Source organism: Micromonospora sp. NPDC002717 (assembly GCF_040295705.1).
GTDB lineage: Bacteria > Actinomycetota > Actinomycetes > Mycobacteriales > Micromonosporaceae > Micromonospora.
This window is the reverse complement of sequence record NZ_JBEOVW010000041.1, coordinates 20502-32471: the sequence shown is the minus strand read 5'-3', so window position 1 is coordinate 32471 and position 11970 is coordinate 20502. Positions and strand designations below refer to the sequence as shown.

12 protein-coding genes and 1 pseudogene are annotated in these 11970 nt (G+C 72.8%); 10 read left to right on the top strand and 3 right to left on the bottom strand.

Annotated features, from left to right (window positions below; translation table 11 throughout):
- Nucleotides 1-525: 525 nt before the first annotated feature.
- Nucleotides 526-1459, top strand: a pseudogene (locus ABT006_RS32280) (ABC transporter ATP-binding protein).
- 110 nt (nt 1460-1569) lie between these two features.
- Nucleotides 1570-2109, top strand: coding sequence for a hypothetical protein (locus tag ABT006_RS32275; RefSeq protein ID WP_350712263.1), 540 nt, complete (start codon nt 1570-1572; stop codon nt 2107-2109).
- 56 nt (nt 2110-2165) lie between these two features.
- On the opposite strand, the gene ABT006_RS32270 is transcribed toward ABT006_RS32275, so the two are convergent.
- The gene (locus tag ABT006_RS32270; RefSeq protein ID WP_350712262.1) at nt 2166-2411 is read right to left on the bottom strand and encodes a flavin reductase; all 246 of its coding nucleotides are present in this window, start codon (nt 2409-2411) and stop codon (nt 2166-2168) included.
- 431 nt (nt 2412-2842) lie between these two features.
- On the opposite strand from ABT006_RS32270, the gene ABT006_RS32265 reads away from it, so the two are divergent.
- The gene (locus tag ABT006_RS32265) at nt 2843-3646 is read left to right on the top strand and encodes a helix-turn-helix domain-containing protein (RefSeq protein ID WP_350712261.1); all 804 of its coding nucleotides are present in this window, start codon (nt 2843-2845) and stop codon (nt 3644-3646) included.
- Nucleotides 3637-3825: a DUF397 domain-containing protein gene (locus ABT006_RS32260; RefSeq protein ID WP_350712260.1), complete on the top strand. Its 189-nt coding sequence runs from the start codon at nt 3637-3639 to the stop codon at nt 3823-3825. Before ABT006_RS32265 ends, ABT006_RS32260 begins: the two co-directional genes overlap by 10 nt.
- A gap of 125 nt (nt 3826-3950) precedes the next feature.
- Here ABT006_RS32260 and ABT006_RS32255 read toward each other — a convergent pair whose 3' ends face one another.
- Both ABT006_RS32255 and ABT006_RS32250 read right to left on the bottom strand, forming a co-directional pair.
- Nucleotides 3951-4289, bottom strand: a complete 339-nt coding sequence (locus ABT006_RS32255; RefSeq protein ID WP_350712259.1) for a hypothetical protein — start codon at nt 4287-4289, stop codon at nt 3951-3953.
- A complete protein-coding gene (locus tag ABT006_RS32250; RefSeq protein WP_350712258.1) occupies nt 4286-4603 on the bottom strand; it encodes a PadR family transcriptional regulator in 318 nt (105 codons plus the stop codon). The genes ABT006_RS32255 and ABT006_RS32250 overlap by 4 nt, the downstream gene beginning before the upstream one ends.
- Nucleotides 4604-4767: 164 nt before the next feature.
- Here ABT006_RS32250 and ABT006_RS32245 point away from each other — a divergent pair, with 164 nt between their 5' ends.
- From ABT006_RS32245 to ABT006_RS32220, 6 genes are all read left to right on the top strand, one after another.
- Complete coding sequence (locus ABT006_RS32245; protein WP_350712277.1) at nt 4768-5568, top strand: ABC transporter permease; 801 nt, start codon at nt 4768-4770, stop codon at nt 5566-5568.
- An 8-nt stretch (nt 5569-5576) separates the two neighbouring features.
- Complete coding sequence (locus ABT006_RS32240) at nt 5577-6386, top strand: ABC transporter permease (RefSeq protein WP_350712257.1); 810 nt, start codon at nt 5577-5579, stop codon at nt 6384-6386.
- 64 nt (nt 6387-6450) lie between these two features.
- Nucleotides 6451-7566 (top strand): YihY/virulence factor BrkB family protein, encoded by a 1116-nt coding sequence (locus ABT006_RS32235; RefSeq protein ID WP_350712256.1) that lies wholly within the window; start codon nt 6451-6453, stop codon nt 7564-7566.
- Between the two features lie 350 nt (nt 7567-7916).
- Complete coding sequence (locus ABT006_RS32230; RefSeq protein WP_350712255.1) at nt 7917-9095, top strand: ROK family protein; 1179 nt, start codon at nt 7917-7919, stop codon at nt 9093-9095.
- A 119-nt stretch (nt 9096-9214) separates the two neighbouring features.
- Complete coding sequence (locus tag ABT006_RS32225) at nt 9215-10726, top strand: sugar ABC transporter ATP-binding protein (RefSeq protein WP_350712276.1); 1512 nt, start codon at nt 9215-9217, stop codon at nt 10724-10726.
- Complete coding sequence (locus ABT006_RS32220; protein WP_350712254.1) at nt 10723-11835, top strand: ABC transporter permease; 1113 nt, start codon at nt 10723-10725, stop codon at nt 11833-11835. The genes ABT006_RS32225 and ABT006_RS32220 overlap by 4 nt, the downstream gene beginning before the upstream one ends.
- Nucleotides 11836-11970 lie beyond the last annotated feature (135 nt).

Below are 11970 nucleotides of genomic sequence, written 5' to 3'. Positions count from 1 at the left end.
GCTGTGGGGCGGGGTCGCCGGAAGAACGTACTGGTGACACGAGGGGGCACGATACGCGAATTGCATACCTTAGGGAATATTGCCGGCCATGATTGCAGCCGGTAATGGTGACGGGTGGACAATTACGCAGAGATACTGCGGTTGTGGTCGCCTTTTGATCGGAATGTAACCCGGAACTGGCGACAATACGGAATGTCCGGCGGCGATTGAATCCGTCTTGTCCACTATGGTCCCGACAACGCCCTCCGGATCTTCCGCCCTGCCCACCGGGCGACGCGGGCACGCCCGCCCCGGCGGTGCCGCGACGGAGAGTAGTGTCGTCGCTCTCCGTGCGCCCGCTCGGCCGATCCGGCGGCCGAGGGGTCCCCTACCTGGCCACCGCCCCTGTCGGGCCGCCGCCCCCTGTCGGTCCGAGGGGCGGCGGGACCCGGCCCGGTCGGCCCGCGGCGCGTCCCGGTGGCGGGGTCGGGCGTTCCGCCCGACAAACCGGTGGGACGTGTCGGACCGGGCGGTTAGGGTCGGGCGGTGACCACGCCTCAGCCACTCATCCGGGCGCGGGGGCTGGTGAAGCGGTTCGGCGACTTCACCGCCGTCAACGGCATCGACGTCGAGGTGCGCGCCGGTGAGGCGTTCGGCTTCCTCGGGCCCAACGGCGCCGGCAAGTCCTCCACCATGCGGATGATCGGGTGCATCTCCCCGCCCAGCGGCGGCGAGCTGCGCATCCTCGACATGGATCCCGTCCGCGACGGGCCGGCCATCCGGGCTCGGCTCGGCGTCTGCCCCCAGCTCGACAACCTCGACCCGGAGCTGACCGTCCGGGAAAATCTCACGACCTACGCGCGCTACTTCGGCATCCCCCGCCGGGTGGCCCGGGCCCGTTCCGCCGAGCTGCTCGACTTCGTCCAGCTCACCGAGCGGGCCGACAGCAAGGTCGAGCCGCTCTCCGGGGGCATGAAGCGGCGGTTGACCATCGCCCGCGCGTTGGTCAACGAGCCCGAGATCGTGCTGCTGGACGAGCCGACGACCGGCCTCGACCCGCAGGCCCGGCACCTGGTGTGGGGAGCGGCTGTTCCGGCTCAAGCAGCAGGGCGTCACGCTGGTGCTCACCACGCACTACATGGACGAGGCGGAGCAACTCTGCGACCGCCTGGTCGTGATGGACGGCGGCCGGATCGTCGCCGAGGGCTCGCCCCGCGCGCTGATCGAGCGGCACTCCACCCGGGAGGTGGTGGAGCTGCGGTTCGCCGCCGAGTCGCAGGAGGCGTTCGCCGGCAAGCTCGACGGCCTGGGGGAGCGGGTCGAGGTGCTGCCCGACCGGATCCTGCTCTACGTCCCCGACGGCGACGCGGCCGTGGCCGAGGTCGGCGCGCTGGGCCTGCACCCCGCCAACGTGCTGGTCCGGCGCAGCAGTCTGGAGGACGTCTTCCTCCACCTCACCGGCCGCACCCTGGTCGACTGAGTCGCACACGTCCACCGGCGGCGCGGGGGGCATCAGCCTCCTGCGACTCGTTCCGTAGCATCGGCGGGCCGGCGGCACGTCGCCGGCCGGGCGACGAGCACGGGGGTCTCATGTCGAGGTTAAAGTTCCAGTCCCGCCACCAGGCCGGGCTGGGCGCGCTCTACCTGGGGGTCTTCGCCACCATCTGGTTCAGCGTGCCGGCCGCCGACCAGCCGTTGCGGGCCCTGCTCGTCGTCGCCAGCGGCGCGGCGCTGCTCACCGCGGTGGCCGGAGCGGTCGTGGTGGCCCGGAGCCGGCGGGTCGCCGCCGTCGGTCGGGACCGCGCCGCCGAACGCCGTTACCTGCTGATCGTCGTCGCCGAGTTCGCCGCCGCCGGGCTGGGTGCCGCCGTGCTCGGTCTCGCCGGCTGGTCGGAGTACATCCCGGTGCTGGTCTGCGCCGTGGTGGGGCTGCACTTCTTCCCCCTCGTGCCGGTGCTGCGCGACCCGCTGCTGCGGCCCCTCGGCGTCGCCATGTGCGCCGTCGCGCTGGCCGGGCTGGTCACCGCGCTCACCTCGGGGGTGTCGGCGGGCCTGGTCGTCGGCACCGGCGCCGGGCTGCTGCTGCTCGGCTCCGCGGTGCTGTCGCTGCTGCGGGCGGTCCGCGGCTGACCGGCCCGCGCCCGGCCTTGCGGTGCCACCAGAGCCGAGCCGGTCGGTCGTGCTGGTCATCGCGCCCTCGCCCAGCTCAGGAAGCGGTCGGCCAGCCCGTCCGGCACGACCTGCCCGTTCAGGTCGGCCAGGTCGCCCGTCGCCTCGTACATCAGCGTGCCGAGGTAGATCAGCAGGCCCGTCCGGTTCTCGCGGTACTCGCCGAGCAGCGCCAGCCGGGCCGGGGAGCAGGGCCACGCGGCGCCGCACACGCGGCAGCGCCAGGACGGGCGCGCCGCGACGTGCGGGCGGTAGCGCGGCATCAGCGCGGGCCCTCCTCGGCCCGGCGCGGCGACGGTAGCCAGTGGCCGCCGTTCGCCCGCCATTCCTGCGCCCGGGTCAGCCGCCCCGGGCGTCCCGGGCCATCGGTCGGGAAGACCCCCGTCGGCGCGGTCGCCCACGCCGGTCGGTCGTTGGGCGTACGCCGGGGGAGCGTGGCGGGTGGCGTCGAGCGCCGGCAACGCCAGAACCTGAGTCGCATGCGGTGAGCCTCCGTCGAGGTGGGAGGGGGCGCCCTGGACCTCGTTGTCTCCGGGCGCCCCCGGCCTGGTTCCGCCCGCCGTCCGATCCCGTGAGCGGTTCCGCTGCGTGACAGTCTGGTGAGGAGTCGACTACGGTGGGAGGTCCCACGCGCCGACGACCAGGGCGTACGGCGGCCGTTCCCTGGCGGTACGAGGATGTACGGAGGCTGTCCGTGGAACGCTCGTCCATGCTGGACCACTTCGCGGAGGAGTTGCGGCTCGCACGGGCCACCAGTGGCATGTCCCAGACCACGCTGGCCGAGGCGCTGAGCTATTCGGGTGCCCTGGTCGCCAAGGTGGAGACGTGCGAGCGCCGGCCGAGCCTCGACTTCGCCCGCCGCTGCGACACCGTGTTCGGTGCGGACGGGCGCTTCGAGCGCATCCAACGGCGGATCAGCCGGGAGACCGTGGTGCCGTGGTTCCGCGACTGGGCCGGCATCGAGCAGGAGGCCACGGCACTGCGCACGTTCGAGCCGTTGTGCGTGCCCGGCCTGTTGCAGACTGAGGGCTACGCCCGGGGGCTGCTGGCCGGCGGCGGGCTGTTCGCGCCGGACGAGATCGAGCAGCAGGTGACGACTCGGCTCGACCGCCAAGCGCTGCTCACCCGCGACCGCCCTCCGCTGCTCACTGCCGTCATCGACGAGTACGTGCTGCGCCGGCGCGTCGGCGGGCCGGGAGTGATGCGCGAGCAACTGGAGCACCTGGTGAAGCTCGGCTCGGCGTTTCCCCGGGTCCGGATACAGGTCGTGCCGCTCTCCGCCGGTGCCTACGCTGGGCTCGGCGGTCCCTTCGTGATTGCTACCTCGCCGCAGGGGGAGGATCTTGTCTACCTCGCCGGACAGCGCCACGGGCAGGTGATCGACCGCGCCGAGTACGTGCGGCAGGTGGTCGAGGTGTGGGAGTCGATCCGTGGTGAGGCACTATCGCAGCAGCAGTCCCTCGATCTGATGGCGGAAGTGGCGGAGACATGGATTTGACCGGCGCCCGGTGGCGCAAGACCACCCGTAGCGGCCCCGATGGCGGCAACTGCGTGGAGGTGGCCGACAACCTGCCCGGCGTGGTTGCCGTACGCGATTCCAAGGACCCGGCCGGTCCGGTGTTGGCCTTCGACCCAGCCGCCTGGCGGGCGTTCGTCTCAGGCGTCGCCCGGCGGTAGCTCGCCCACCACGGCCACCTGTCGGTCCCCGCGCCGCCAGCCTGGACGACGTGTTCCCGCACGTCGCCGCGCTTACCCCGTACTGCGGGCGCTGGTCCGGGCGTTCCGCGGCGGAGCGCCGCCGGTCAGCCGGCGATGAGCAGCCCGACGCCGGCCAGCAGGGTCGCGGTGAACACGGCGGCGAGGGTGGCGGCGCGACGGCGGGCGTGCGTGCCGCCGATCAGCTTCAGGGCGAGGGCGAGCGGGCCGACAGGTTGCATGGCGTGAGGTCCTTTCGGGCTGGTGGCGGCGATCCGGACGGCGGCGCCGAGGGTGCCCGCGGCGAGCCGGAGGGGTGACATGCCGAGTTCGGCGGCGCCGTGCACGTCGGCCTGCCACTGTTCGAGATGACGGGCGCGGGAGGGGCCGGGGAGCAGCGCCGCGGCGCAGCGCACGAGGAGGAGCGCGGCCCGGACGGGCGTCATCGCGCCTCCCGCAGCCGGGCCGGGCGGTGGTGAGTCGCCCGGGTGTCGGCCCGGGCGCAGACCCGCCGGGCGGCCACCGCTCCGTCGGCGGTGAGCTGGTACATCCGCCGCCGTGGGCCGCGGCGGTCGGTCTCGTCCTCCCAGTGCGAGGTCACCCAGCCGTTGCGCTCCAACCGTTCCAACAGCGGGTAGACGCTGCCGGACGGGCGCCCGGTGACCTTGATGATCTCCAGCCCCCAGCGTGGCCGGTCGCTGTCGACCAGCACCCGCAGGACGTCGACCGTCGCCGCGCCGATGCGTCCGAGTGGCTCCACGAGGCCAAGGCTACCTATGTAGATTAAGCCCGTCCAGGGAATGGAAGGACCCCGCTCGGGGCGGAAACTGCCACGACAGGTGAGTGCGCCGGTCGTAGGGTGGCTGCGGCCTGTCGTACCCCGGGGGTAGGAAGGCCGTGGTGGACGGGGGTGGTCGCGTGAGCGTGGCGCAACAGGCGCGGGAGCGGGCGCGGCCGTCGCTGCCACGCGTGCCGGCGCTGGCGGTGCTGGCGCACTACCTGGTCGGCTACCGGCGCACCTGGCGGGCCGGCGTCTTCTCGTCGTTCCTGCTGCCGGTGCTGACCGTGCTGGGGTTCGGGGTCGGCGTCGGGGCCTACATCGACCAGGGCGTCGGCGGGGTGCGTTACCTCGAGTGGATCGTGCCCGGCCTGATCGCGTCGACCGCCCTCCAGACGGCGATCGGCGAGTCGACGTGGCCGGTGTTCAGCAACTTCCAGTGGATCAAGACCTACTTCGCGCAGAGCGCCGCGCCGCTGCGGGTGGGCGACATCCTCAGCGGGCACCTGGCGTTCGTGCTGTTCCGGGTGGTCACCACCATCGCGGCGTTCCTGCTGGTGACGACGCTGTTCGGGGCGCTGCGCTCGCCGTGGGCGGTGGCCACGCTGCCGGTGGTGGCGCTGCTCGGCCTCGCCGTCGCCGCGCCGACCTTCGCGTACGCGTCGGTGGTGTCCACCGACAGTTGGCTGGCGATGCTGCTCCGCTTCGCGGTGATCCCGATGACGCTGTTCGCCGGGGTGTTCTTCCCCGTCGAGTCGCTGCCCACGGCGCTGCGCTGGCTGGCGTACGCGACGCCGCTGTGGCACGGCGTCGACCTGTGCCGGGCGGCGACGCTCGGCGTCGCTCCGCAGTGGTCGGTCGCCGGCCACCTGCTCTACCTCGCGGCCTGGGCGGTCGGCGGCTGGTTGCTGGCCCGCCGCGCCTTCCGTCGCCGGCTCGTCGTCTAGGAGGGGTTGTGCTCAGTCTCGTCCTGCCCCGGCTGGTCGACGTCGCCGCCGCGACCCGCCGGTCGACGTCGGTGGCCGAGCGCAACGTCGCGGCCCTGAAGTCCGTCTACTGGCTGCTGCTCGTCTCCGGCTTCGTGGAGCCGCTGCTCTACCTGCTCTCCATCGGCGTCGGGGTGGGCGCGCTGGTCGGCGACCTCACGCTGCCCGGCGGCCAGGTCGTCACGTACGCGGCGTTCGTCGCGCCGGCCATGCTCGCCTCGTCGGCGATGACCGGGGCGCTGTCGGAGACGACGTTCAACTTCTTCGGCAAGATGAAGTACATGAAGCTGTACGACGGGGTGATCGCCACCCCGGTGCAGCCGTTCGAGATCGCCCTCGGAGAGTTGGGCTGGGCGATGCTGCGGGGCGGGTCCTACTCGGCCGCGTTTCTCGTGGTGATGGTGGGGATGGACCTGACCACCGTGGCCCGGGCCCTGGTCGCCTTCCCGGCGGCGGTGCTGGTCGGCTTCGCCTTCGGCGCCCTCGGCATGACGATCTCCACCTTCATGCGCAGTTGGCAGGACTTCGACCTGATGGGCTCGGCCCAGTTCACCCTCTTCCTCTTCTCCGGCACGTTCGTCCCCGCCGAGGCGTACCCGTCCCTGCTGCGCTGGGTGGTCGAGGTGACCCCGCTCTACCGCGCGGTGCACCTGATCCGCGGCGTCACCGTGGGCACGGCCGGCTGGGCGTGGGTGCTCGACGTGCTCTACCTGCTCGCGGTGCTGGTTGTCGGCCTGCTGGTCGCTTCGCGCCGGATGGGCAGGTTGCTCTACCGGTAGGTGGTTAGTCGTCGCCGCTGCCGGGGCATGTCGGGGGGACATGAGCCGAGCAGAGGGAGGGGCGATGGCCTCCGACGAGTCTTCCGCCCGCGGCGGGCGCGACCGCGACGATTCCGGCGCCGTGGCCGCCGGCGGGGCGGGCGGTGACCGCCGGACGGGCCGCGCCGACCGCAGCCCGGATCCGGCGCGGCGGCACCGCCCCGGGCGCGGCCCGGTCGGGCCCGACGAGGGCCCCGAAAGCCCGACGGCGCTGCCGGGCACCGGGTGGAAGGCGGCGCTGCGGCGCACGCTGCGGGAGTTCCAGGACGACAGCCTCACCGACTGGGCGGCGGCCCTGACCTACTACGGGGTGCTCTCGATCTTCCCCGGCCTGCTGGTGCTGGTCTCGATCCTGGGTCTGCTCGGCCCGCGCGCGACGCAGGGCGTCAAGGACACCGTCAACCAGGCCGTTCCGCAGGAGAACATCCGGCAGATCGTCGAGGGGGCGATCAACCAGGCGCAGCAGAGCGGGGGCTTCGCCGGGCTCGCCGCGGTCCTCGGTCTGCTGGCCGCCTTCTGGTCGGCATCCGGCTACATCGCCGCCTTCATGCGCGCCTCCAACACGATCTACGACGTTCCGGAGGGACGGCCGATCTGGAAGACGCTGCCGATCCGGATCGGGGTGACCGCGGTGATCGGCGTGATGCTGCTGGTCAGCGCGGTGATCGTGGTCTTCACGGGCGGCCTCGCCGCGCAGGTCGGCGAGGCGATCGGGCTGGGCTCCACCGCGGTGACCGTGTGGAACATCGTGAAGTGGCCCGTGCTGCTGCTCCTGGTCAGCCTGATGTTCGCGATCCTCTACTGGGCCTCCCCGAACGCGAGGCACGGCGGGTTCCGCTGGGTGAGCCCGGGCGGCGTGCTGGCTGTGGTGATCTGGCTGGTGATCTCCGGGCTGTTCGCCCTCTACGTCAGCAACTTCGGCTCGTACAACAAGACGTACGGGGCGCTCGCGGGTGTGATCATCTTCCTGGTCTGGCTGTGGCTGAGCAACATCGCGATCCTCCTCGGCGCGGAGTTCGACGCCGAGCTGGAGCGTAGCCGCGCCATCGAGGCGGGCCACTCGCCCGACGAGGAGCCCTACGTCGAGCTGCGCGACGACCGCAAGCTCAGGAAGAAGCGGAACGCCGCCAACCGCCGCTGACCCGACCCCCATCCCCAGCCCCACCACGCCCCGCCGCCCACCCCGGGCGGCGGGGCGCCCCTCTGCCCCCACCGGCACCCCCGCGCCCGCACACCCCGCGATCTTGCACTTTCGACCCGGATCTCGCCCCGGTGCGTCGCATTTCGCCGGGCGCGAACTGCCAGATCGCCGAGGGTGTGCGGGCGGGTGCGGGGCGTGCGGAGTCGCGGGGGACTTTTGCTCGATCTGACAAAAGTTGGCGTTGGATGTGCTGAAGGTATGGACAGTCAGCGCAGAAGGCTCCTACTGTGTCGGACACAACACATCGGTGGCACGTCGATGTGAACGAGGCGCGGGAAGAGGTGAGTCCGGTGCGGACGGTCGACCCCCTGCACGTCCGGCTGCTGCGGTTGCTCCGCGACGAGGGGGCGGTGTCCCGGGCCGAGCTGGGCGACCGGTTGCAGATGCCCCGCCCCCGGCTGCTGGCCGAGCTGGAACGGCTCGTCGGGCTCGGCTACGTCGCCGAGGCGGGGCTCGCGGCCTCCCGGGGCGGCCGGCGCTCCACCCTCGTCGAGCTGAGCCCCCACCTGCGGTTCGCCGCCGTCGACCTGGGTGCCAGCTCGATCGACGTCGAGGTGGTGAACGGCCGGCTGGAGCCGGTCGCCGCGTACGCCGAGCCGGCCGACATCCGCAACGGTCCGAAGGTGACCCTCCAGCGCGTCAACGAGCTGCTGCACAAGGCCCGGGTGGACGGCGCCTACGAGCGGCTCGACGCCGTCGGCATCGGCGTGCCCGGCCCGGTCAGCTTCCGCGACGGCGTGCCGGTCTCCCCGCCGATCATGCCGGGCTGGGACCGGTTCCCGGTCCGGGAGCTGCTCACCCGCGAGCACGGCTGCCCGGCGGTGGTCGACAACGACGTCAACATCATGGCGATCGGGGAGCGGCACGGCGGGGTCGCCCACTCCGTGGACGACTTCCTCTTCGTGAAGATCGGCACCGGAATCGGGTGCGGCATCTACCTCAGCGGCGAGGTCTACCGGGGCACCGACGGCTGCGCCGGCGACATCGGCCACATCCAGGTCGACTCGCACGGCCCGATGTGCTCCTGCGGCAACCTCGGCTGCCTGGAGGCCCTGTTCAGCGGCGCCGCGCTGGCCAAGGACGCGACCGCTGCGGCGCGCGCCGGCGCCTCGCCCGCGCTGGCCGAGCGGCTCGCCGCGCGGGGCGCGGTGACGGCCCGGGACGTCGCGGAGGGCGCCGGCGAGGGCGACGTCACCTGCATCCAGCTCATCCGCGACGGGGGTCGGCGGGTCGGTGGGGTCCTGGCCGGGCTGGTCAGCTTCACCAACCCGTCGATGATCGTGATCGGCGGCGGGCTCGCCCAGCTCGGGCACATCCTGCTGGCCGAGATCCGCAGCGTGGTCTACCGCCGGTCGCTGCCCCTGGCCACCGGCAATCTCCCGGTCGTCCTGTCCGAGCTGGGGCCCCGCGCCGGCGTGGCCGGCGCCGCCGTCCTGGCCAGCGACGTGGCCTTCGCGGAGGCGTCGTGAACGAGCGCGAGGAGGAGAACGTGGCCCAGCCCGAGAGGACCGCCTCCGCCGCGCCGGCGGATGTCGTCCCCGCCGACGCTCCGCTGGTCGAGGCGCCCGCCGACGCCGTCGCGGGCGAGGTGGTCCTGCGCCTCACCGACGTGGTCAAGACCTTCCCGGGCGTACGCGCGCTGGACGGGGTGCAGTTGGAGGTGCGCGCCGGCGAGGTGCACTGCCTGCTCGGGCAGAACGGCGCCGGCAAGTCCACCCTGATCAAGGTGCTGGCCGGGGTGCACCGCCCCGACTCGGGGCAGGTCGAGTGGCGCGGCCAGCCGGTCGGCTTCGCCAACCCGCAGGCCGCCATGCGCGCCGGCATCGCCACGATCTACCAGGAACTCGACCTGGTCGAGGACCTCTCGGTCGCGGAGAACGCGTTCCTCGGCCACGAGCCGCGCCGGTTCGGCTTCGTCCGCCGGGGACACATGGCCCGGCGTACGCGGCAGATCCTCGGGCGGCTGGGGCACGCCGAGATCCCGCCCGGACGGATGGTCCGCGCGCTGCCCGCCGCCGGCAAGCAGGTGGTCAGCATGGCCCGCGCGCTCTCCCACGAGGCCCGGCTGATCATCATGGACGAGCCGAGCGCCGTGCTGGCCCACGACGAGGTGGGCAACCTGTTCCGGATCATCCGGGAGCTGACCGCGCAGGGCATCGCCGTCATCTACATCTCGCACCGCCTCGAGGAGATCCGCGAGATCGGCGACCGGGTGACCGTACTCAAGGACGGCCGGACCACCGCGGCGAACCTGCCGGCCCGCGGCACCCCGACCCGCGACCTGGTCAGCCGGATGACCGGCCGCACCATCGAGTACGTCTTCCCGGACCGCCCGGCGGACCCGGCCGGCGGGGCGGACCTGCTCACGGTCGAGGGGCTGACCCGGGCCGGCGAGTTCGCCGACGTCTCGCTCGGCGTCCGGGCCGGCGAGATCGTCGGCATCGCCGGGCTGGTCGGCTCCGGCCGGTCGGAACTGCTGGAGACGATCTACGGCGCGCGCCGTCCCGACGCCGGCACGGTGCGGATGGCCGGCCGGCCGCTGCGCCCGGGCAGCGTCGGCGCGGCGGTGCGGGCCGGCATGGGGATGGCCCCCGAGGAGCGCAAGAGCCAGGCGCTGCTGCTGGGCGAGCCCGTCTACCGCAACGTCACCCTGGCCACCTTCGCCCGCTACGCCCGCGCCGGCTTCACCGACGCCGGGCGGGAGCGGGCCGAGGCGAACCGGATCGCCGAGAGCCTGGAGTTGCGCCCCCGCGACGTACGCCGGCCGGTGCGCACCCTCTCCGGCGGCAACCAGCAGAAGGTGGTGGTCGGGCGCTGGCTGCTCGGCGACACCCGGCTGCTGCTGCTCGACGAGCCCACCCGGGGCGTCGACGTCGGCGCCCGGGCCGAGCTATACCAGGTCGTCCGGGGGCTGGCCGCCCGCGGCGTCGGGGTGCTGCTGGTCTCCAGCGAGGTCCCCGAGGTGCTCGGCCTGGCCGACCGGGTGCTGGTGATGCGGGAGGGGCGGGTCGTCCGCGAGGCCCCGGCCGGCGAACTCGACGAGAACACCGTGCTCGACCTCGTCATGGCGGGGTCCCTGATGGAAGGCGCACCGGCATGACCGATGGTCCTACTTCCACCGAAGCGCCGGAGCGGGCGGCGCAGTTGCCGGCGCAGTCCCCGCCGGTGGCCCCGGCGACCGTCGACAAGGTCTCCACCGCCGGGCGCCTCTCCTGGTGGCGGGGCGACGGCGGCGAGGGCGCCCGGCGCAACCTCGCCCTGCTCGGCGTGCTGGCGGTGCTCGTCGTCATCGGCGCCCTCACCCGATCCGACCTGTACTCGAATCCGGACTGGGTGTGGGACAACATCCTCAGCATCCTCAAGCTGGCCGCCGTGGTCGGCGTGGTCACCGTCGGGATGACCTTCGTGATCATCGGCGGCGGCATCGACCTCTCCGTCGGCGCGATCGTCGCGCTGGCCGGGGTCTGGTGCACGACCGTGGCGACCCAGAGCTACGGGGCCGGCGGCATGATCTTCAGCGCGCTCACCGTCGGGATGGCGGTCGGCCTCGTCAACGGGCTGCTCATCTCGTACGGCCGGCTGGTGCCGTTCATCGCGACCCTGGCCATGCTGGTGGCCGCCCGGGGCCTGGCCGCCGAGATCTCCGACAAGCAGACCCAGGTCTCGGACAACGGTTTCATCAACGGCCTCGCCAGCAACGACCTGCTCGGCATCCCGCTGCTGGTCTACATCCTCGCCGCCGTGGTGGCCGCCGGCTGGGTGCTGCTCAACCGCACCACCTTCGGCCGGCGTACGGTCGCCGTCGGCGGCAACCCGGAGGCGGCCCGGCTCGCCGGCATCAACGTCAAGCGGCACACCCTGCTGCTCTACGCGCTCTCCGGCCTCTGCTGCGGCATCGCCGCCATCATGCTCACCGCCCAGGCCAACTCGGCCCAGGCGGCGATGGCGAACCTCTACGAGCTGGACGCGATCGCCGCCGCGATCATCGGCGGCACGCTGCTCAGCGGCGGGCGGGGCACCATCATCGGTTCCCTGCTCGGGGTGGTCATCTTCGCCACCATCACCAACCTCTTCGCCATCAACGGTCTCTCCACCGAGGCCCAGAACATGGTCAAGGGCGGCATCATCGTCGCGGCCGTCCTGGTCCAGCAGGTCCAGTTCCGCAGCCTCACCCAGTTCCTCGGCCGTAACCGGCTCACCACCACCTGACCCGTACCCGCACCACCGGCAACCGCACCCGATCCGCGCAGTGTCCAGGCCACCCGAGCGACGGTGGCCGGGCCCCGCACGCCCTCGTCCCGTCCAGATCCGCGAGTTTCCTCCACCACCGCGAACCCAGGAGGT

Excerpts from the sequence above, each read along its gene's own strand:
- ABT006_RS32275 (WP_350712263.1), top strand. The coding sequence starts at position 1,570 with ATGTCGAGGTTAAAGTTCCAGTCCCGCCACCAGGCCGGGCTGGGCGCG.
- ABT006_RS32270 (WP_350712262.1), bottom strand. The coding sequence starts at position 2,411 with ATGCCGCGCTACCGCCCGCACGTCGCGGCGCGCCCGTCCTGGCGCTGC.
- ABT006_RS32260 (WP_350712260.1), top strand. The coding sequence starts at position 3,637 with ATGGATTTGACCGGCGCCCGGTGGCGCAAGACCACCCGTAGCGGCCCC.
- ABT006_RS32255 (WP_350712259.1), bottom strand. The coding sequence starts at position 4,289 with ATGACGCCCGTCCGGGCCGCGCTCCTCCTCGTGCGCTGCGCCGCGGCG.
- ABT006_RS32235 (WP_350712256.1), top strand. The coding sequence starts at position 6,451 with ATGGCCTCCGACGAGTCTTCCGCCCGCGGCGGGCGCGACCGCGACGAT.
- ABT006_RS32220 (WP_350712254.1), top strand. The coding sequence starts at position 10,723 with ATGACCGATGGTCCTACTTCCACCGAAGCGCCGGAGCGGGCGGCGCAG.